The 18517-nt window shown below is 73.1% G+C and carries 20 protein-coding genes; 11 read left to right on the plus strand and 9 right to left on the minus strand.

All coding sequences use genetic code 11. The annotated features are described in order from the left end of the window. Positions 1 to 6 precede the first annotated feature (6 nt). The 3 genes from AB4039_RS11080 (at position 7) to AB4039_RS11090 (ending at position 2664) form a co-directional block, all read left to right on the plus strand. Positions 7 to 996, plus strand: coding sequence for an NAD-dependent epimerase/dehydratase family protein (locus AB4039_RS11080; RefSeq protein ID WP_442270596.1), 990 nt, complete (start codon positions 7 to 9; stop codon positions 994 to 996). A 523-nt stretch (positions 997 to 1519) separates the two neighbouring features. Then, positions 1520 to 1996 carry a macro domain-containing protein gene (locus AB4039_RS11085; protein WP_442270597.1) on the plus strand — a complete coding sequence of 159 codons (477 nt, stop codon included), beginning with the start codon at positions 1520 to 1522 and terminating at the stop codon, positions 1994 to 1996. A 77-nt stretch (positions 1997 to 2073) separates the two neighbouring features. Next, positions 2074 to 2664, plus strand: coding sequence for a GNAT family N-acetyltransferase (locus tag AB4039_RS11090; protein WP_442270598.1), 591 nt, complete (start codon positions 2074 to 2076; stop codon positions 2662 to 2664). A 100-nt stretch (positions 2665 to 2764) separates the two neighbouring features. Here AB4039_RS11090 and AB4039_RS11095 read toward each other — a convergent pair whose 3' ends face one another. Together AB4039_RS11095 and AB4039_RS11100 are read right to left on the minus strand one after the other, a co-directional pair. Further along, positions 2765 to 3040, minus strand: a complete 276-nt coding sequence (locus AB4039_RS11095; RefSeq protein WP_442270599.1) for a hypothetical protein — start codon at positions 3038 to 3040, stop codon at positions 2765 to 2767. A 183-nt stretch (positions 3041 to 3223) separates the two neighbouring features. Beyond that, positions 3224 to 3934, minus strand: coding sequence for a TetR/AcrR family transcriptional regulator (locus AB4039_RS11100; protein WP_442270600.1), 711 nt, complete (start codon positions 3932 to 3934; stop codon positions 3224 to 3226). A 93-nt stretch (positions 3935 to 4027) separates the two neighbouring features. On the opposite strand from AB4039_RS11100, the gene AB4039_RS11105 reads away from it, so the two are divergent. Continuing rightward, complete coding sequence (locus AB4039_RS11105) at positions 4028 to 4780, plus strand: DUF4386 domain-containing protein (RefSeq protein ID WP_442270601.1); 753 nt, start codon at positions 4028 to 4030, stop codon at positions 4778 to 4780. A 52-nt stretch (positions 4781 to 4832) separates the two neighbouring features. Continuing rightward, positions 4833 to 5216 carry a hypothetical protein gene (locus AB4039_RS11110; RefSeq protein WP_442270602.1) on the plus strand — a complete coding sequence of 128 codons (384 nt, stop codon included), beginning with the start codon at positions 4833 to 4835 and terminating at the stop codon, positions 5214 to 5216. Here AB4039_RS11110 and AB4039_RS11115 read toward each other — a convergent pair. The 5 genes from AB4039_RS11115 to AB4039_RS11135 form a co-directional block, all read right to left on the minus strand. Then, a complete protein-coding gene (locus tag AB4039_RS11115; protein WP_266841860.1) occupies positions 5203 to 5655 on the minus strand; it encodes a nitroreductase family deazaflavin-dependent oxidoreductase in 453 nt (150 codons plus the stop codon). The two genes, AB4039_RS11110 and AB4039_RS11115, sit on opposite strands and share 14 nt — an antisense overlap. Before the next feature lie 273 nt (positions 5656 to 5928). Then, a complete protein-coding gene (locus AB4039_RS11120) occupies positions 5929 to 6114 on the minus strand; it encodes a hypothetical protein (protein ID WP_030226344.1) in 186 nt (61 codons plus the stop codon). Positions 6115 to 6241: 127 nt separating this feature from the next. Further along, on the minus strand, positions 6242 to 7276 hold the full coding sequence (locus tag AB4039_RS11125) for a YdcF family protein (RefSeq protein ID WP_442270603.1): 1035 nt from the start codon (positions 7274 to 7276) through the stop codon (positions 6242 to 6244). Further along, entirely contained in the window at positions 7273 to 8865 is a 1593-nt protein-coding gene (locus tag AB4039_RS11130) for a D-aminoacylase (RefSeq protein ID WP_266841864.1), read from the minus strand. The genes AB4039_RS11125 and AB4039_RS11130 overlap by 4 nt, the downstream gene beginning before the upstream one ends. 2 nt (positions 8866 to 8867) lie before the next feature. After that, a complete protein-coding gene (locus tag AB4039_RS11135; RefSeq protein WP_442270604.1) occupies positions 8868 to 10148 on the minus strand; it encodes an alanine racemase in 1281 nt (426 codons plus the stop codon). A gap of 270 nt (positions 10149 to 10418) precedes the next feature. Here AB4039_RS11135 and AB4039_RS11140 point away from each other — a divergent pair, with 270 nt between their 5' ends. Next, complete coding sequence (locus AB4039_RS11140) at positions 10419 to 11201, plus strand: IclR family transcriptional regulator (protein ID WP_266841867.1); 783 nt, start codon at positions 10419 to 10421, stop codon at positions 11199 to 11201. Beyond that, positions 11198 to 11608: a RidA family protein gene (locus tag AB4039_RS11145; RefSeq protein ID WP_030226332.1), complete on the plus strand. Its 411-nt coding sequence runs from the start codon at positions 11198 to 11200 to the stop codon at positions 11606 to 11608. The genes AB4039_RS11140 and AB4039_RS11145 overlap by 4 nt, the downstream gene beginning before the upstream one ends. Positions 11609 to 11699: 91 nt before the next feature. Here AB4039_RS11145 and AB4039_RS11150 read toward each other — a convergent pair whose 3' ends face one another. Together AB4039_RS11150 and AB4039_RS11155 are read right to left on the minus strand one after the other, a co-directional pair. Beyond that, the gene (locus AB4039_RS11150) at positions 11700 to 13037 is read right to left on the minus strand and encodes a M14 family metallopeptidase (protein ID WP_266841870.1); all 1338 of its coding nucleotides are present in this window, start codon (positions 13035 to 13037) and stop codon (positions 11700 to 11702) included. Positions 13038 to 13162: 125 nt separating this feature from the next. Next, positions 13163 to 14857, minus strand: a complete 1695-nt coding sequence (locus AB4039_RS11155; protein WP_442270605.1) for a chitinase — start codon at positions 14855 to 14857, stop codon at positions 13163 to 13165. Between the two features lie 350 nt (positions 14858 to 15207). Between AB4039_RS11155 and AB4039_RS11160 the strand changes: the two genes are divergently transcribed. The 4 genes from AB4039_RS11160 to AB4039_RS11175 are packed head-to-tail and all read left to right on the plus strand — an operon-like array spanning position 15208 to position 18516. Further along, positions 15208 to 16089 carry a hypothetical protein gene (locus AB4039_RS11160; protein WP_266841873.1) on the plus strand — a complete coding sequence of 294 codons (882 nt, stop codon included), beginning with the start codon at positions 15208 to 15210 and terminating at the stop codon, positions 16087 to 16089. Positions 16090 to 16136: 47 nt separating this feature from the next. Continuing rightward, positions 16137 to 16838, plus strand: a complete 702-nt coding sequence (gene cpaB / locus AB4039_RS11165) for a Flp pilus assembly protein CpaB (RefSeq protein WP_266841875.1) — start codon at positions 16137 to 16139, stop codon at positions 16836 to 16838. A 7-nt stretch (positions 16839 to 16845) separates the two neighbouring features. Beyond that, the gene (locus AB4039_RS11170) at positions 16846 to 18126 is read left to right on the plus strand and encodes an AAA family ATPase (RefSeq protein WP_266841877.1); all 1281 of its coding nucleotides are present in this window, start codon (positions 16846 to 16848) and stop codon (positions 18124 to 18126) included. Between the two features lie 3 nt (positions 18127 to 18129). After that, positions 18130 to 18516, plus strand: a complete 387-nt coding sequence (locus AB4039_RS11175) for a TadE family protein (RefSeq protein ID WP_442270606.1) — start codon at positions 18130 to 18132, stop codon at positions 18514 to 18516. Position 18517 lies beyond the last annotated feature (1 nt).

Here is an 18517-nt window from a genome sequence, read left to right on the forward strand (position 1 = left end):
GGGCTGATGGAGATCTTGGTACTGGGTGGAACGGCATGGGTGGGCCGCGAGATCTCGCGGCAGGCACACGGACGGGGGCACCAGGTGACGTGCCTGGCCCGCGGGGAGAGCGGCGGGGTGGCCGAGGGCGCGCGTCTGGTGGCCGCCGACCGGCGCGACCCCACGGCGTACGAGGCCCTGGCGGGCCGTGACTGGGACGCCGTGGTGGAAGTGTCCTGGCAACCCGGCTTCGTGCGCGGCGCGCTGGCGGCCCTCGGCGGCCGCGCCCGGCACTGGTCGTACGTGTCGTCGGTCAGCGCGTACGCCGAGCACGGGCAGCTGGGCGCGGATGAGTCGGCCACGCTGCTTCCGGCGGTCCAGCAGGCCGAGGCCGGCCGTGAGGTGTACGGGGAAGCGAAGGCGGCCTGCGAGAAGGCCTCCACAGCCGCGGTGGGGGATCGGCTGCTGATCGCGCGGGCCGGGCTGATCGGCGGTCCCGGCGACGGGAGCGGCCGCACCGGCTACTGGGTGGCCCGCGCCGCCCGCGACCCGCTGGCGCCCATGCTGGTCCCGGACTCCCCGGACCTCCTGACGCAGGCGATCGACGTCCGGGACCTCGTGGCGTGGCTGCTGGACAGCGCCGAGAAGGGGACGACCGGCACGTACGACGCGGTAGGCCCGGTCGTGCCCTTCGCCGAGTGGGTTTCCCTGTCCCGGGAGGTGGGCGGGCACACCGGGCCGGTCGTGCAGGCCGACCCCGACTGGCTGCTCGCGCAGGGCGTGGAGCGGTTCATGGGGCCGGAATCGCTGGCCATGTGGATGCCCGACCGGGAGTGGGCCGGCTTCAGCGCGCGCAGCGGAGCGGCGGCGGTCGCGGCCGGCCTGCGCCACCGCCCCCGGGTCGAGCTGCTGAGGGACACCCTGCACTGGGAGCGGGAAGCGGGCCTGGCCCGGCCGCGCCGGGCGGGCCTGAGCGCTGAGCGCGAGCGCGCCCTCCTGAAGGCCCTCGCTCCGTAAGCCCCGGCCCACCAGGTCGACACCGGACGGATCGCAGACGCCAAGCCGGGAGAAGCGCGTAGCGATCCGACGCGCATGCCGTCATGGGGGGCTCGCCGGCCGCTCCGGTCGCCGTTCGGTGTGGTCTGGCGGCCCCCGGCCCGGAATCAGAACGAGGGGGCCCGCATCTCGGGTCTGCCCAGGCGGGGAGGGGTCGAGGGTCTCTGACCCGCCCCCATGCCATTGCTTCCCTCCCGGCCGTTTCCCTGGGGGCTTCCCGACACGGAAGGACAATGGACTGGTGGGACGCCCCCAGCACTCTTCCGACCCGGACCGGGGGAGCACCCGCCCACCCCCGCCCACCCCCGCCCACCCCCGACCCCACCGGCACGCCAAGCCCCCGCCCTGCACAAGGTCCTCCCATGACCCGGATGATCCCCTCCCGGTGATCGGTGTCGCGCAGCTCTACGCCCGCGACCAGCACCGCTGGAGCATCTGGAGCATCCAGTGAGGGTTGTCAGTGCCGCCGCCTAATGTGGGAGGCGTGAACCCGATCAGGATCATCGCCGGAGACGCCACGAGCCCGCAGGCCAAGGGGCCGAAGCTGATCGCGCACGTGTGCAACGACATCGGCGGGTGGGGCAAGGGCTTCGTGCTCGCCGTGTCGCGGCGATGGCCCGAGCCGGAGGCCGCGTTCCGGGCCTGGCACCGGGGGAGGAGCGGGAACGACTTCGGGCTCGGGGCCGTGCAGGTGGTGCGGGTGCGGCCCGACGTGTGGGTGGCCAACATGGTCGGCCAGCGCGGGATCCGGACCGGCAGCCACGGGCCGCCGATCCGCTACGACGCCGTCGCGCGCTGTCTCGCCACCCTGGCCGACCACGCCGTCGAACTGGGGGCCGGCGTCCACATGCCCCGGATAGGCTGCGGGCTCGCCGGCGGCAAGTGGGCCCGTATCGAACCGCTGATCACCGACGCCCTGTGCGCCAGGGACGTGGAGGTGACGGTCTACGACCGGAGTTGACTGCCAGTCACACCCCCACCCAACACCCCGAACCCGTACCCGTACCCCAACTCGCACCCCCGTGGCAGCATCGGGGCATGCGCTACCGATATGCCGTAGAAGCCGACGCGTCGGCCCTGGCCGGGCTGTTCGCCGCCAATCACCACGACGCCCTGACCGAGGAACAGCGGGCCGAACAGGGCTTCGTGCAGGGGGCCTTCGGGGTCGAGACCCTGCACGGGATGGCCCGGGACCGGGAGCTGTTGGTCGCTGATGCCGGGCAGGGGCGGCTCGCCGGACTGCTCGCGCTGTCGGTGGCCCGGGACATGGGCGACCCGCCGGCGGCGGTGCTCGGACTGCTGCACGCGCAGGACGGCTTGGACTGGCACGGGCGGCCGCTCGGCGAGGTGCCGTGGCTGCTGTACGGGCCGGTCGTGGTCGACGCCGCGTTCCGCGGACACGGGGTGGCCCGGGGGCTGTTCGGGATGGCGCTCGACGCGGCGGTGGGGCGGGCCGAGCTGCTGGTGGCCTTCATCGAAGCCGGGAACGCCTCGTCTTGGAAGGTGCACGTCGACGCCTTCGGGATGATCCCGCTCGGGGAGTACGTCGTCGACGGCCGGACCTACACGGCGGTGGCGGTGGCGGTGCCGGTTGCTCCGCTGGGCCAAGAGGGCTCGCGGCCGGCCTGAGAAGGCACACCCGAGGGGCCTGTTCCGCGTCCTCGGCCCGCGGCGCCCGGGAACGCACCGGACGACGCGGGCCCAACCGGGAAGATCTGAAAGGGACGGCCTAGCGCGGCTCGTGGGCCGCCTGCCGGCAGGCGCCGTTCGCGGCGCCGCCGGCGACGCCGGCCGCGGTCAGCCCGTTCACGCACCCCGCCAGGTCGTTGACCACTCCACGGGTGCACGCTGCCTTGACGGCGTCGGTGACCGCGACGCCGGACATCTCGACCGTGCTCGTGCAGGCCGGGATGTCCGCGTGGGCGGTGGGGGCGGCCAGGGCGGCGCCGCCGAGCGTGAGGGTGAGGCCGGTGAGGACGCCGGCGATACGGGTCGACGTGCGCATGGAAGGCACCTGCTCTCCGGAATCGCGCGGCCGCGGAACCGGGTGTCCCGGATGCGCGGAGGAAGGGCGAAAACGAGCGGATGCGAGGGTTCCTCCCTCCCCCTTCGACGCTAGAGCAGCTCCCCGCCGCCCGCACCCGCGCTCCCCGCCGCCCGCACCCGCGCTCACCACCCGCACCCGCGCTCACCGTGCGGACGTCCAGCCCTGGCCACGTAGCCTCTCGAAGCCGTCGAGGAGGAGGTCCAGGGCGAACTCGAACTCGAACTGGTCGTCACAGCCGCCCCCGACGGTGGAGCCCCCGTCGTGCGCGGCCGCCGCGGCCAGCTCCGCGATGCGCGGGTAGCGCTCCGCCAGTCCCGGGTCCGGGGGGCCGGACGGGGCCTCGGGGCCCTCGGGGTCCGCGGGCCCCGAGGTGGTGAACAGTTCCTGGCTGAAGCCGAGCAGGCGGCTGCCCATGGCGTGCATGACGTGGTGCGTGAGGTCGGCGGAGAGACCGCCCTCCCGGAAGATCCCGGCCATCGAGTCCAGGTAGTCCAGCACTGCCGGGGTCGGCCCGGTCCGTGACTCGATGACCCGGGCCGCCCAGGGGTGGCGCAGCAGGACCCGCCGGGCCGAGAGGATCCGGGCGCGGACGGTCTGCCGCCAGTCGGGGCCCGCGCCGGGCGGGTCGATCTCGCCGACGACGGCGTCGGTCATGCCGTCGAGCAGTTCCTCCTTGTTGGCCACGTGCTTGTAGAGCGCCATCGGTACGACGTCGAGCTCCTGCGCGAGCCTGCGCATGCTGAGCGCGTCGATGCCGGTTCCGTCGGCCAGCGCGACGGCGGCCCGCAGTACGCGCTCCCTGTTGAGGGGCGTTCGTTGCGTGGTGCGGTGCGTGGCTTCCTGCCGGGTCATTCCGGGCCCCTTCCCTCGTTCGGCCTTGACGAGTGTACGCCGTACACCTATGGTCGACCCCAGGTGTACGCCGTACACCCAGGAGGGGGACCGATGATGATGAGTCCGGACCGGAGAACCGCGGTGGTCACCGGGGTGCTGTTCCTGCTGACCGAGGTCGCCGCGATCGCGGGGGCCGCCCTGTACCGCCCGCTGCTGGGCGCGGCGGACGGCCGGCTCGCGCAGGGCGCCGACACGAGGGCACTGCTCGGGGCCCTGTGCGAGGTGGTTCTGGTGGCGGCGGTGACCGGGACCGGGGCGGCGCTGTTCCCCGTGCTGCGGCGCCGCGGCGAGGGGGTGGCGCTGGGGTACGTCTGCGGGAGGCTGCTGGAGGCGGCCATCATCGCGGTCGGGATCGTCGCGGTGCTGGGGCTCGTCACCCTGCGGCGGGACTCAGGGGGCGCGGCGGGTGCCGCGGCCGACGCGGCGCTGGTGGCCGTCCACGACTGGACGTTCCTGCTCGGGCCGAACATCGCCCTCGGGATGAACACCGTCCTGCTCGCGTCCCTGGCCTACCGCGCGCGGCTCGTGCCCCGCCCGCTGGCCCTGCTCGGGCTGGTCGGGGGGCCGCTGATCTGCGCTTCGGCCGTCGCCGTGATGTTCGGGCTCTACGCGCAGCTCTCCGTGCCCGGCTCCCTCGCCGCGCTCCCGGTGTTCGCCTGGGAGCTGGGGTTCGCGGGGTGGCTGATCGCCAGGGGGTTCGGGCCGCACGGCTCGTCCGCCCTGGACGGCCGAAGGGGTGATCGTGCCGGACACGCCGGATCGGCGTCCCGTGGTGAATCGATTCGCCACGCGCGGGCCTCCTAGGGTCGGCTCCGCAGTCCCACTTGATCATCTTCGAGAAGGGATCACTTCCCGCATGAAGCTCCGCAACGCCGTCGCCGCCACCCTCGGCGCCCTCGCGATCACCCTGTCGATGTCCGGCTCGGCCCTCGCCGCCGAGGGCGACTTCCACTACACCTACCAGGCGGAGGACGGCCAGGTTCACGAGGCCGCACTCAGCAACCCGGCCAACGACACCTGTGTCAACCTCTCCGGCATCGAGTCCGACGAGGCCCCGGCCGGCTACGGTCCGCAGAACTCCACCGACGCCTACGTGGTCCTCTACCTCGGCGCCGACTGCAACGAGGAGAGCCCCACGTCGGTCCTGCAGCCGAAGGGGCAGCGCGCCACCGACGACATGAAGGTCCGCTCGGTGAAGTTCACCACCGAGCGCCCCAGCCTGCGCCTCATGCCTCGATGATCACCAGCGGGACCTCCCGTGGCCGGGACGCCTCGCGGTAGTCGTCGAACGGCGGCCACAGGGCCGTCATGGCCTCCCAGTACGTTTCCCGCTCCAGCGCCGTCGCCGTGCGCGCCCGGGCCGGGAAGACGTCGGCGCCCACCTGGAGGCGGACCTCCGGGTGGGCGGTGAGGTTCCGGTACCAGGCGGGGTGGCGCGGCCCGCCCGAGCCGACGGCCACGACCAGGTGGCGGCCGGCGTCCCGCCCGTAGATCAGCGGCGTGCGGACCGTGCGGCCGGTCGCCCGGTCGAGGGTGGTGAGCAGCAGGGTGGGGACACCGTGCCACAGGTGGCCGTCCGCGCCGCCGCTCGCGACGTACGTCCGGACGTGGTCCCGGCGAGGTCCGGGGTGCGGGTCCGTGGGGCGGTCCCAGTCGACGGTGACGACGACGCTGTTCATCTGACCTCCGTGGCGCGGCCCCCGGACGGCTAACGACCTCCGTCGATTCCGGATGCGGCACACCGGCCGGGCACGGGGGCGGCCCGTCCGCCGGACGCCGGGGCCGGCCGGCCCGGGATGACCACGGTCAGCCCGGTACGACCACGGCCGCCCGCTCGATCACGACGGGGACCAGCTTGCGAGGTCGCCGAGTGCGGGACGCTGGTCCGGGCCATCGCCACGGCCCGGGGTGAGGCCCCGGGCCGGACCGTCGGCAGTGCCTTCGAGCGGCCGCTAGGGCAGATAGCGCTCGATGACCTGCGGCCCCTCCTTCTCCATCAGTTGGCGCGCCTTCTCGACCCGCTCCGGTGTCACGTCCTGCCCGGTCGCCATGACCAGGTCCTCGGGGTCGTACGGTCGCTCCCCGCCCGTGAAGAGCCGGTCCGACCGGGTGGGCTGCTGGTCCGCTTCACTGTCCATCGGTACCTCCTCGTGCCCCCTCAGGCCCCCATACTCCGGCCCCGGCCCCATGAACGCACCTCGGGACGCCGGACGCCGCACGGGGCCCCGGACCGGGCGCCGCACGGGCCCCCTGCCGGGCGCCGGATCAGGCCCCGGATCCGGCGGCGGTGAGGGTGGCCACGGCGCCGACGGCGGTCAGCAGTCCGCAGATCCAGAGGTTGACCGCCTTGTGCTCCCAGAACACCGCGACGAACTCGCGCAGCGTCGCGCTGGGCAGGAAGTACCGCGCGGTCGGCGAGCCCAGCACCTGTCCGTTGACCCCGGCCTTGCGGGCCATCATCGCGGCGCGGAAGGCGTGGAAGTTGTTGGTGACGACCACGCACCGGTAGCCCGGGTCGGCCGCCTCCATGATCTGCCGGGAGAACAGCATGTTCTCCTCGGTGGTGGTGGACCGGTCCTCCAGCACGATGTGCTCGGCCGGAACCCCCTCGGCGATCAGCCAGTCCGCCATCGCCCGCGCCTCGGCGACCTTCTCGTCGGTGCCCTTGCCGCCCGAGGGGAGCAGCACCGGCGGGCGGCCGCCCCGGGCGATCTGGGCCTCGTAGATCTCCTGGYCCTTGCGCAGGCGCGAGGCCAGCAGGGGCGGCACCCGTTCGCCGCCGATCAGGCCGGAGCCCAGCATGACCACGTGGTCGACGTCGCCGCGCACCTTGATGCGGCCGTAGAGGAAGGCGTAGCCGAAGAAGCACAGGAAGACGAAGGAGACGTAGCCGACGACGAGGGTGAGGGTCGCCGCGATGCCGGCGAGGGTCTTGGAGCCGGTCCAGGCGACCGTGACCAGCAGGGCGATCATCCCGAAGATCCCGAGCCCCGCCAGCAGGGACAGCAGGTTGGCCGGCCGGCCCCCCTCCTTGCGGACCATGGTCATGCCGTTGCGGACCAGGAAGACGCCGAGGGCCAGCACGCCGACCGCGGGCACGAAGAAGACGAGCACGAACAGGGTCAGCGCGGCCCACGGCGGCAGCGCCGTCAGCTGGAGGAGCATGACGAACGAGAGGGAGGCGAAGGTCAGTCCCAGCAGGACCGCGTTGCGGAAGCGGCGGCGGTCCTTCCAGGCGCTGACGCAGAACACGAGGAAGAGGAGGGCGGGGAGGACGAAGGCGGCGACCATGGCGTTCATCGTATGGGCCGTCGGTGAACGGGAGTCCGGCGCACGGAGCGGCCCGCCAGGACGTCCGTACGGCGTCCGTCGCGGATGACGGGAAGGCCGTCGATCAGTACGTGCGGGATGCCGTGCGGCAGCGCGCGCGGCGCCTCGAAGGTGGATCCGGCCGCGACCGTCTCCGGGTCGAAGAGGACCAGGTCGGCCCGGAACCCCTCGCGCACCAGGCCCCGGTCGGGCAGGCGCAGCCGTGCCGCGGGGCGGCCGGAGAGGTGGGCGACGCATTCCTCCAGGGAGAGCACGCCGAGTTCGCGGACGTAGCGGCCGAGGTAGTGCGGGAAGGTGCCGTACGCGCGGGGGTGGGGCTTCGCGCCGTGCAGGATGCCGTCGGAGCCGCCGGTGTGGGTGCGGTGGCGCATGATCGTGCGGACGTTGTCCTCGTGGCCGACGTGCTGGAGGACGGTCGGGCCGAGCCGGTCCGCCAGCAGGAGCCGCCGGGCGGTGTCCCAGCCGTCCAGGCGGGTGCCCACGTGGCCGGCGAGGGCCGCGGAGGTGGTCCCGGAGACCTCGATCGCCGACCAGTCCACGGGCACCCCGTGGCAGCCGTCGGATCCCTCCGCTTCCATGGCGTGGCGGATCCGGTCGGCGGTGGCGTCGTCGCGCAGCCGGGCCAGGACCGCCTCGGGGCCGCCCTCGTTGGCCCAGCCGGGGAGCAGGGCGACGAGGGTGGTGCAGCCGGGGGTGTACGGGTAGCTGTCGAGCGTGAGGTCGGCCCCCCGGGCGAGGGCGGTGTCGAGGAGGTCCAGCAGTTCTCCGGCCCGGCCCTCGTTCTCGCCGAAGTTCATGGTGGCGTGGGCGAGGTGGAGGGCGCAGCCGGCCTCGCGGGTCAGGTCGAGCATCTCGGCGTAGGCGTCGAGGGCGCCGCGGCCGTACGAGCGGTGGTGCGGGCAGTAGTAGCCGCCGTAGCGGGCCACCACCCGGCACAGTTCGGTGAGTTCGGAGCCGGACGCGTACATGCCGGGGGTGTAGGTGAGTCCGGAGGACAGGCCGACGGCGCCCTGCTCCAGTCCCTCGGCGACGAGGGAACGCATGCGGTCGAGTTCGGCGGGGGTGGCGGGGCGGTCGTCCCAGCCGAGGGCGTACGCGCGGACGGTGCCCTGGGGGACGAGGTAGGCGGCGTTCACGGCGATGCCCCGGCCGCCGAAGCCGTGGTCGAGGCGGTCGAGGTAGCCGCCGACGGTGTGCCAGTCGAAGTCGACGTCCTCGCCGGTGCCGTTCCAGCCGGCGATGGCGGTGCGCACCCCGGTGAGGGTCCGCTCGTCGGCGGGGGCGTACGAGAGCCCGTCCTGGCCCAGGACTTCGAGGGTGACGCCCTGGGCGGCCTTCGCGCTGTGGTCCGGGTCGCGCAGCAGCGCGAGGTCGCTGTGGGCGTGCATGTCGACGAACCCGGGGGCCAGGACCAGCCCCCGGGCGTCGATCGTGCGCCGTCCGCCGCCCGGGATCCGGCCGATCCCGGCGATGCGTCCCTCGTGGACGGCGACGTCGGCGGTGTACGCGGGCCCGCCGGTGCCGTCGGCGACGAGGGCACCGCGGATGACGAGGTCCACGGTCAGAAGAAGGTGCGGACGAATTCGGTGACGGTGCCGTCGGACTGCACCAGCGGGATCAGCGGCCACTTCTCGAAGATGGTGCAGGGGTGCGACATGCCGAGGGCCACCCAGTCGCCGACCTGCACGTCGTCGGCGGAACCGGTCTCCAGCCAGGCGTGCTGGTCGGACAGTTTGACGACGCGGATCCCGGTGGCGGGCCGCTCCTCGCCGGTGAGCGCGTCGCGGACCAGTTCGGCGTCGGGCAGGCCGAGGTCGTAGGCGATGTCGCGCTTGCCGGCGTTGACGAAGGCCTGGGTGGGGGAGGGGCGGGAGACGACCTGGGTCCACAGCCGGAAGGCGGGGCGCAGTCCGCCCTCCTCGGGTACCCGGTTGAAGGGGGTCAGCCGGGTGTACCAGCCGTGGTCGTGGGAGACGTACGCGCCGGAGCGCAGCAGCCGCAGCACGGGCCGGGAGAGCTCCGGGATCGCGGCGAAGACGTCGGCGACGGCGTCGAACCAGGCGGAGCCGCCCGCGCTGACGACGATCTCCTCCAGGTCGGGGGCGAACCGGCCGGCCTTGTCGAACTCGACGGCGAGGCCGGTGAGGCGGCGCAGGTAGGCGTGGACGGAGTCCGGGTCGGCGCCCGGCACCTCGGCCTCGTAGCCGGCGATGCCGGTCAGGCGCAGGGTGGTGGTCGCGGCGACGGCGTCGGCGACGGCGCGGCAGTCGTCGTCGGTACGGGCGCCGGTGCGGGCGCCCTCGCCAGCGCCGAGTTCGACGACCACGTCGAGGACGGCGCCGCGGCCCTGGAGGGCGCGGTCCATGAGCTGGACGCCGCGGACGGAGTCGACGTAGCAGACGAAGCGGAAGTCGGGGTCGGCGGCGAGTTCGGCGGCCACCCAGTGCAGGGCGGCGGGGTCGACGAGCTCGTTGGCGAGGAAGATCCGCCGGATGCCGAAGGCGCGGTAGACGCGGGCCTGGTGGGGGACGGCGGCGGTGATGCCCCAGGCGCCGTGTTCGAGCTGGCGCTCGAAGAGCTGCGGGGCCATGCAGGTCTTGCCGTGCGGCGCGAAGGCGAGGTCGTGGCGGCGGGCGTACTCGCCGAGGGCGGTGAGGTTGTGCTCCAGGGCGTCCGCGTCCAGGGTCAGGACGGGGGTGGTGAATCCGCCGTCGTACAGGTCGCGGGCCTGGGCGGCGAGTTCGCCGACGGTGAGGCCGGCGCTCTGGGCGTCCGGGGGGAGCCCCTTGAACCGGTGGTCGACCGGTTCGTCGGCGAGCCGTCGGACTGCGTCGCTGGCCATGCGGATGCCTCCTCGTACCGTTGCGTGATGCGCAACGAGCGTTGCGGGTGGTGCTTGTGGTGTCTAACATCCCGGATGACGACGGGTCAACGGCGCCCGGTTCCGGAGCGGGCCGGCTGGACCGGCGGGCAGCGGGGCGGACCGGCGTACGGACAGGCCCGCGGACCGGGGTACGGACAGGCCCGCGGACCGGGGTACGGACAGGCCCGCGGACCGGCGTACGGACAGGCCCGCGGACCGGACGAGCGGACGGGACGGGAGGGGCGTGGCATGAGCCAGTCGGTGGAGCGGGCGCTGCGGATCCTGCCCGCGCTCGCGAAGGGACCGGCGGGCCTCGGCGAGGTGGCCGACGGACTCGGCGTGCACAAGAGCACCGCCCTGCGCCTGCTGCGCACCCTCCAGGCGCACGGCCTCGCCTACCGGCAGCCGGACGGCCGCTACCGGCTGGGGGCCCGCCTGTTCGCGCTGGCCGCCGAGGCCGTCGAGAACCTCGACGTCCGCGACGTCGCCCATCCGCACCTGGTCGAGCTGAACCGGCTCACCGGGCACACCGTCCACCTCGCCCTGCACCAGGACGACGAGGTGGTCTACGTCGACAAGGTCGACAGCCGCTACCCGGTCCGGATGTACTCGCGCATCGGCCGCCCCGTCCCCCTCACCGTCGCCGCCGTCGCCAAGCTGCTCCTGGCCGACCTGCCGGAGGACGACCGGCGCGCGCTCGCGGGGCGGATCGACTACCCGCGCTACACCTCCCGGTCGACCCCGGACGCGGAGGCGTTCCTCGCCGAGCTGGCCCTCGTACGGGAGCAGGGCTGGGCCGCCGACCTGGGCGGGCACGAGGAGGCCCTGAACTGCGTGGGCGCGCCGGTGCGCGGGCCGGGCGGGCGGGTGGTCGCGGCGATGTCGGTCTCGGCTCCCGGGGTGGTGGCCGGCGCCGGAGAACTGCTGGAGCTGTTGCCCCTCGTGCGCCGCACTGCCGACATCATCAGCCGGGAGTACTCCGGCACCGCGCCGGAGCCGCACCGAGAGCCAGAAGACGAGGACCTTCCGTGAGCGAGAAGACCGCCATCACCCCCGACACCCACACCGCGCCGCCCGCGAGGTTCTCGCACGGCGTGCGCAAGGGCAACATCCTCCAGGTCGCCGGCCAGGTCGGCTTCCTCCCGCACGTCGAGGGGCAGCCGCCTACGCCGGCCGGGCCGACGCTGCGCGAGCAGACCCTGCAGACGCTGGAGAACGTCCGCTCCGTGCTGGAGGCGGGCGGCGCGGGCTGGGACGACGTGATGATGATCCGCGTCTACCTGACCGACACCGCCCACTTCGCCGAGATGAACGGGATCTACAACACCTACTTCGAGGAGCAGGGCCTCAAGGAGGCCCCGGCCGCCCGCACCACGGTGTACGTGGGGCTGCCGGCCGGGCTGCTGATCGAGATCGACGCGCTCGCCGTCCTGGGCTGAGCGGCCGGGCGGGGCGCCCCCCTGGCGGTGGGGCGCCCCCCTCGCGCGGGCTCCGCGCGCGGCGTCCGGCGGGGCTGGGAGCCGTACGGGCTCAGGAGCAGTACTGGGCTTCCTTGCCGATCGAGCGGTACATGCAGTCGGCGTTCTCCAGGAGCTGGAGCACGGCCTCCTTGTTGCGCGAGGTCTCGCGGTCGATGACCTCGTCGGGCGGGTAGAAGCCGCCGCCGCTGCCGGATTCGGAGGGGTACATCTCGAAGGTGTAGGCGAAGACCTTCTGGTTGCCCCACAGCCAGTCGTCGATCGTGCCGTCGGTGATGTACAGGTCGCTCGACTGCTCGGGCGTGTAGCCGTTGCTGGCCGCCATGCCCGTGCCGATCTTCTTGTAGGCGGCGAGGTCGTCGGCGGTCATGCCGGGCGCGGTGTCGTTGTACGTCCAGCCGAAGGGCCACAGGACCAGCTGGCTGTACGTGTGGAAGTCGATGGCGGCCTTGATCTGCTGCTTGCCGCCGACGACGCGGCTGCGGACGAAGTCGGAGACCGCCTTGACCTCGGGGGCGGAGGCGGCGGCGGGGCCGCGGTAGGTCTCGGAGCTCTTGCTGGAGCTGGAGCCGCCGCAGCAGCCCCACTTGTAGTCCCAGTTGCGGTTGAGGTCGGTGCCGACGGCGGAGGAGCCGCTGTTGGGCTGCCGGTTCTTGCGCCAGGAACGGTAGGAGCCGGTGGCGATGTCGTACTCGCCGCCGTCCGGGTTGAGGTCCGGGACGATCCAGATCTCGCGGTTGTTGACCATGTTGGTGATCCGGGGTTCGGTGCCGTACTTGGACCCGAACTCCTTGAGCAGGTAGAGGGCCATCTCCACCGTGAGGTGCTCGCGGGCGTGCTGGTGGGCGGTGAAGAGGACCTCGGGCTCGGCCTCGTCGGTGCCGACGTTGTCGCTGATCTTGATGGCGTAGAGGTTGCGGCCCTCGTACGACTTCCCGATGACCTGCTTGCTCATGATCCCGGGGTACTGGGCGATGCGCTGGTCGATCTCCGCGTTCGCCTCGGCGTAGTTGTGGTAGTTGGAGTCCGCCGACGGGAAGTCCATCGGGTTCGCCTTGGTGCCGCGCTCGCCCCGGTCCGGCGGGCCGGGCAGAGCGGTGAGTCGGTAGCCCCTGGCCCGCAGCTCCTTGGCCTGCGCGGGGTCGGCGCTGACCACGACCGAGCGGGCGTCCACCTCGTCGATCGAGACGCCGGAGCTCAGCAGGGCGGTGCGTTCGGCGGCGGTGGACGGGCCCTGGATCTCGTACTGGACGACGGCCTCGTCCTGCGTCGCGGTGGACGGGGTGGGCGGGGGTGCCGCCGTCGCGCTCATGCCGTAGGCGGGCGCGCCGAGCGCGAGCGCCAGGAGGGCCGCCGTGACGGCGGCCCTTCCGCGGTGGTGGAGCCGCATGCGTTCTCCTGGGTGGGAGTGTGGGGGTAGCCGTGCGGACGCGCACAGCGTGCTCTCGTGGCATGTTCCGGTCAAGAACCCCGTCTTTCCGGGGAACCCGAACCGGCCACCCCCACACCTACCGCCTACGGGAGGCCGTGGACCTTGGGACCCACCGCGTTGGACCAGGCACTACCCGCCTTGGCGTCCCAGTTGGTCGACCAGGTCATCGCGCCGCGCAGCCCCGGGTACGTCTTCGACGGCTTGAAGGAGCCGCAGCCCGTGCCCTTGGTCAGGCAGTCCAGGGCGTTGTTGACGATCGCCGGGGAGACGTAGCCGCTGCCCGCGCCGCTGGGGGAGGCCGGGACGCCGATGCCCACCTGCGAGGGGTCGAGCCCGCCCTCCAGCTGGATGCAGGCCAGCGCCGTCAGGAAGTCGACCGAGCCCTGGGAGTAGACCTTGCCGTCGCAGCCGTTCATCGCGCCGCTGTTGTAGTACTGCATGTTCACCACGGTCAGGATGTCCTTGACCGCCAGCGCCGTCTTGAAGTAGCCGCCCTGGGTGGACTGCATGTCGATGGTCTGCGGGGCCATCGTCAGGACGAGCGAGGGGCCCGCCTTGGCCGCCAGGGCACGTAGCGCCTGGGCCATGTACGTCGGGTTGAGGCCGTTCTCCAGGTCGATGTCGATCCCGCTGAAGCCGTACTCCTGCATCAGCGCGTACGCCGAGTCCGCCAGGTTGTTCGCGGACGCGGAGTCGTTGACGGAGATGGTGCCCTTCTCGCCGCCGATGGAGAGGATGACGGACTTCCCGGCCGCCTTCTTCGCCGCGACGTCGGCCTTGAACCGGTCCACGGTGTATCCGCCGAGCCCCGCCGAGTCGAGGTTGAAGGAGATGGCGCCGGGCGTGGCCGTGGCGTCGGCGAAGGAGACGGCGATGATGTCGTACTGGGAGGAGACGTCGGAGAGCTTCTGGACGGTCGCGCCGTTGTTGAAGTTCTGCCAGTAGCCGGTCAGGGCGTGCCGGGGCACCGACGGGTTCGGGTTCGGGCCGCCGCCCCCGGTCGTGGTGCCGGTGACCGCCGCCGACTTCGGGCCCTCGCCCGCCGCGTTGTACGCGCTCACCTGGAACGCGTACGAGGTGGCGGCGGCCAGCCCGGTGATCTGGGCGGAGGCGCCGGACACCGTCTGGACGCGGACGCCGTCCTGGTAGACGTGATAGCCCGTGGCGCCGCTGACCGCGTTCCACGAAAGGGTGAGCCCGCTCGCGCTCTGGCCGGAAACGGCCGTCCCCGAGGGCGCGCCCGGCACGCTCGGGCCGGGATCGGTGCCGCCGCCCCCGTCCGGGCCGAAGACGCTGAACTCGTCGATGGTGTAGGCCGGCTGGCCGTACCAGCCGTGGGTCCAGACGGTGACCTGGGTGGTGTTCGGGCCGGTGGTGAAGGTGGTCGACAGCTTCTGCCAGCCGGAGCCGGAGCCGGGGGTCCAGGTGGAGACGTCCTGGGTCCCGGTGCCGCTCGCGCCGAGGTAGACGTACGAGCCCTGGACCTGGGTGCTCAGCGTGTACGTGGAATTCGGCTTGACCGTGACGGTCTGGCTGCACTGCGCGTTGTCCGAGCCCGCCGGGGTGGCGCGCAGGGCGCCCGCGCCGGCGTAGACCGGAGTGGTGACGGCGGCTCCGCTGCCGCCGGAACAGGACCAGTTGGCGAGGCCGGACTCGAAGCCGCCGTTGCGGGCGACGTTGACGTCGGCGGCCTGGGCGGTGCCCGCCGCGAGGGCGGTCAGCCCGCCCGCGGTGAGGGTGGCGGCGCCCAGCAGGGCGAGGGAGCGTATGCGGTTCACGTGGGCTCCGTGGGGGGAGGAAGGGGGGAAGCGGAAGGAGGGGGAGTGGGGGTCCCCCGGAACGAACTGCCGGCGCAGCCAAGTTGGTCCAGACCAATCCTCGTGTCAAGGGTCTTTGCGAAGTGGCTTGAATCGTTCTGGCTTCCGCTCCCTGTTGTCCGGGTTTCCCGCCACCTGTGACAACCCCTTCCGGCACGGGAATCACCAAGCCCCTGACCGGCCAGGGGTGACGCGGTTATGGTGCTGGGGCAAGGGGGGAGCGCGTCGGTCGTTTGCGGTCGCGCAGCATGTGCGCGTACGTGACGGCCGTGCGAACAGGCGTCGCGTACAGGGTGAACGGGGGGATTCGCGTGCCGACCGCCATCGCTGTCACCAGCGCCGACCTGGTGCTGCCCGCCCCCGACCGGCACACCCCCGGCGCCGCCGTCCTGCGCCCGCCCGGCGAGGCCGACCTGGAGGGCGCGCTCGCCGAGACCTCCGCCCTGCTGGAGCGGCACGGCCACCTCGTGGCCGTCGTACCGCCCTGGCTGCCGCCCGCCACCGTGCGCCGGCTGCACACCGTCCGGGCCATCCTGGAGACCGACCGGATCGCGCTCCTCGACATCGATCTGCCGCCCCTGGGCACCGCCGTGCTGGTGCGTCAGCTGCGCCAGCTCACCGTCTGCGACTTCAGCCCCGGGGTCATCGCCTCCGCCGCACGCCTGCTCTCCCACTACATCCACGCGGGCGCACTGCTGGGTACGGTCGCAAAGCTGGACCGGGTCCCCGTCGGGCTCAAGGCCCACGCCCGGTCCTGGTCGCCGAGCGCCCAGTTCGCCGTACTGGCCCACCCGACGCCGCACCTGGCCCGGCTCGGCCCCGCCGGAGCCGCCTCGCAGGCCGCGCTGCCGCCGGGTCCCGGCTTCGCCACCCACCTCACCTTCGCGCGCGGAGCACTGGCCTCCGACTGGGTGACGGCCGAACTCGCCCCCGCCTGGCAGGTGCAGGGCGTCATGGAGAACCCGCTGCCCGCCGACTCCGCCGCCTGGTGGGCCACCCCGAAGCTCGTCGAGTTCGCCGCCGCCATCCCCGACCTGTCCGTCCTCTACCAGCTGGTCGCCTCGGTCCGCCGCGAGGAGTGCCGCTGGTGCGGCTTCGAGCTCATCGGCGACCGCTGCGGATTCTGCGCCGCACCACTGGCCACACCCCCGCCCGAGGCCCCCGCCCGTACCGGAACCCGCTCCAGAACCTGACCGGCCCGCCCCCGAACGAACCGAAGAACGGCGAGGTAGTACGGCCCATGAACTCACGCCAGCGCCGCGGCGTCATCCTGCTCCTGCTGTCGGTCCTGTGCGCCCTCGCGGCCTTCGCCGGGGTCCTGGTCGTGATCGGCGACGTCAACTCCAAGGTCGGGTCCGAGGTCGTCGCCTACCGCGTCAAGGGCGACATCGCCCCGTACAGCCCGCTCGCGGCCGGCCAGTTCGAAGAGGTCAAGGTCCCCAAGCGGTGGCTCTCCGACACCGCCGTCACCGACCTGGGCGCGCTCCAGGGCAAGATCGCGCTCACCACCCTGAAGCGGGGCTCGCTGCTCCAGAGCGACATGTTCGTCGACAAGCCGCAGCTCCAGGCCGGGGAGCAGGAGATCGCCATCATGATCGACGCGGCGACGGGCGTGGCCGGCAAGATCACCTCGGGCGCCAAGGTCAACATCCTGGCCACCTTCAAGGGCGCCAAGGACACCGACCCCGCCCGCTCGGTCATCATCGTCGCCAACGCCCGCGTCCTGGGCGTCGGCAAGCTCACCGCCCTCGACAAGGACAGCGACAGGAAGGGCCCCGCCGAAGCCGTTCCGATCACCTTCGCGCTGAACACCAAGGACACCCAGCGCGTCGCGTACGCCGAGTCCTTCGCCGAGCACGTCCGCCTGGCCCTGGTGGCCCCCGGCACCGACTCGACCCCCGGCCCGAGCGACCGCACGTACACCCTCGACGGGGACAAGTGAGGCCCGGATGACCACCCGAATCCTCCCCGCGGCCGGCGACCCGGACGCCGCCCGCGCCATCGTGGCGCTGCTCAGCCAGCTCCCGGACGCCGAGCCCGCCGCTCCCGTCCCCGATTCCACGACCCTCCTGGACACCCTGTTCCGGCTCGCCGCGGACTCCCTGGACGAACTGCCCGAGGTGGTCCTCGTCCACGAACGGATCGGCCCCGTCCCCGCCCTGGAGCTGATCCGCGAAGTCGCCCTGCGCTTCCCCGCGGTCGGCGTGGTGCTGATCTCCTCCGACGCCGGTCCCGCCCTCTTCTCCGCCGCCATGGACTCCGGCGCGCGCGGCCTGATYGGCCTCCCCCTCGCCTACGAGGAACTCGCCGCCCGCGTCCAGGCCGCCGCCCAGTGGTCCGCGGGCGTACGCCGCCACCTGGGCCGCGGCCCCGAGGCGCCCGCCGGGCCGGGCGGCCGGGTGGTCACGGTCACCGGCGCCAAGGGGGGCGTGGGCGCCACGTTCACCGCGGTGCAGTTCGCGCTGGCCGCCGCCGCGGCGGGCCGGCGCACCGCCCTGGTGGACCTGGACCTCCAGGCCGGGGACGTGGGCTCGTACCTCGACGTGCAGTTCCGGCGCTCCATCGCCGACCTCGCCGGCATCCAGGACATCTCGCCGCGCGTCCTCCAGGACGCCGTCTACGAGGACCGCACCGGCCTGGCCCTGCTGCTGGCCCCGGCGGACGGGGAGCGGGGCGAGGAGGTCGACGAACGGGCCGCCCGGCACGTCATCGGCGCCCTGCGCGACCGCTATGAGCTCGTCGTCATCGACTGCGGCACCCAGGTGACGGGCGCGAACGCCACCGCCGTGGAACTCGCGGACCTGGCCGTCATGGTCACCACCCCGGACGTGGTCGCCGTACGGGCGGCCAAGCGGATGGTCCGGATGTGGGAACGGCTCCAGGTGCGCAAGGCCGAGGACACCACGATGGTGGTCAACCGCTGGAGCAAGCACACCGAGATACAGCCCTCCCTCATCGAGAAGATCACCAAGACCCGGCCCACCCGCACCCCGGTCCCCGCCGCCTTCAAGGAACTCCAGGCGGTGGTGGACGCGGGCCGGGTGCAGGACCTCGACAACCGCTCGACGGTGAAGCAGGCCCTGTGGACCCTGGCCGGCGAACTGGGCCTCCTCGCCGCCCCCGACGCCCCGGCGGGATCCCCGGCCCCCGCCGCCTCCGGCTCCGGCTCGGCCCTCGCCCTCCGCGCGGCCGGCCCGGTGGCCCGGCTGCGGCGCGGCCGGGAGGGCTGAACGGTGACCGCGCGCGGGTCCGTACGCGGGGGGCGGGGGTGGCGCCGGGACCGGGGGCAGGTGGCCGTCGAGTTCGTCGGCATGGTCCCGCTCATCCTGCTGCTCGTGGCGGCCGTGTGGGAGTGCGTACTGATCGGGTACGCCTTCTCGCTGGCGGGCAACGCGGCGGACCAGGGGGCGCGGGCGGGGGCGGTGAAGGGGGCGGGGGAGTGCGCGGCGGCGGCGTCCAAGTACATCGGGAGCAGCTGGAACATGGGTACCCCCCACTGCCGCCGGGAAGGTGACGTGTACAAGGCGACGGTCGAACTCCAAATCCCGGTCCTCTTTCCGGGGCTCGGCTTCGGCGCCATCGACGGCACGGCCGGCGCGGCGATGGAGAGGGAGGAGTGAC

The organism is Streptomyces sp. M-16 (assembly GCF_052114405.1).
Taxonomy (GTDB): Bacteria; Actinomycetota; Actinomycetes; order Streptomycetales; family Streptomycetaceae; genus Streptomyces.

Bases quoted from the DNA above. Each gene is read 5' to 3' on its own strand.
- AB4039_RS11080 (WP_442270596.1), top strand. From the start codon at position 7: ATGGAGATCTTGGTACTGGGTGGAACGGCATGGGTGGGCCGCGAGATC.
- AB4039_RS11090 (WP_442270598.1), top strand. From the start codon at position 2,074: ATGCGCTACCGATATGCCGTAGAAGCCGACGCGTCGGCCCTGGCCGGG.
- AB4039_RS11095 (WP_442270599.1), bottom strand. From the start codon at position 3,040: ATGCGCACGTCGACCCGTATCGCCGGCGTCCTCACCGGCCTCACCCTC.
- AB4039_RS11100 (WP_442270600.1), bottom strand. From the start codon at position 3,934: ATGACCCGGCAGGAAGCCACGCACCGCACCACGCAACGAACGCCCCTC.
- AB4039_RS11105 (WP_442270601.1), top strand. From the start codon at position 4,028: ATGATGATGAGTCCGGACCGGAGAACCGCGGTGGTCACCGGGGTGCTG.
- AB4039_RS11110 (WP_442270602.1), top strand. From the start codon at position 4,833: ATGAAGCTCCGCAACGCCGTCGCCGCCACCCTCGGCGCCCTCGCGATC.
- AB4039_RS11115 (WP_266841860.1), bottom strand. From the start codon at position 5,655: ATGAACAGCGTCGTCGTCACCGTCGACTGGGACCGCCCCACGGACCCG.
- AB4039_RS11120 (WP_030226344.1), bottom strand. From the start codon at position 6,114: ATGGACAGTGAAGCGGACCAGCAGCCCACCCGGTCGGACCGGCTCTTC.
- AB4039_RS11135 (WP_442270604.1), bottom strand. From the start codon at position 10,148: ATGGCCAGCGACGCAGTCCGACGGCTCGCCGACGAACCGGTCGACCAC.
- AB4039_RS11140 (WP_266841867.1), top strand. From the start codon at position 10,419: ATGAGCCAGTCGGTGGAGCGGGCGCTGCGGATCCTGCCCGCGCTCGCG.
- AB4039_RS11150 (WP_266841870.1), bottom strand. From the start codon at position 13,037: ATGCGGCTCCACCACCGCGGAAGGGCCGCCGTCACGGCGGCCCTCCTG.
- cpaB (WP_266841875.1), top strand. From the start codon at position 16,137: ATGAACTCACGCCAGCGCCGCGGCGTCATCCTGCTCCTGCTGTCGGTC.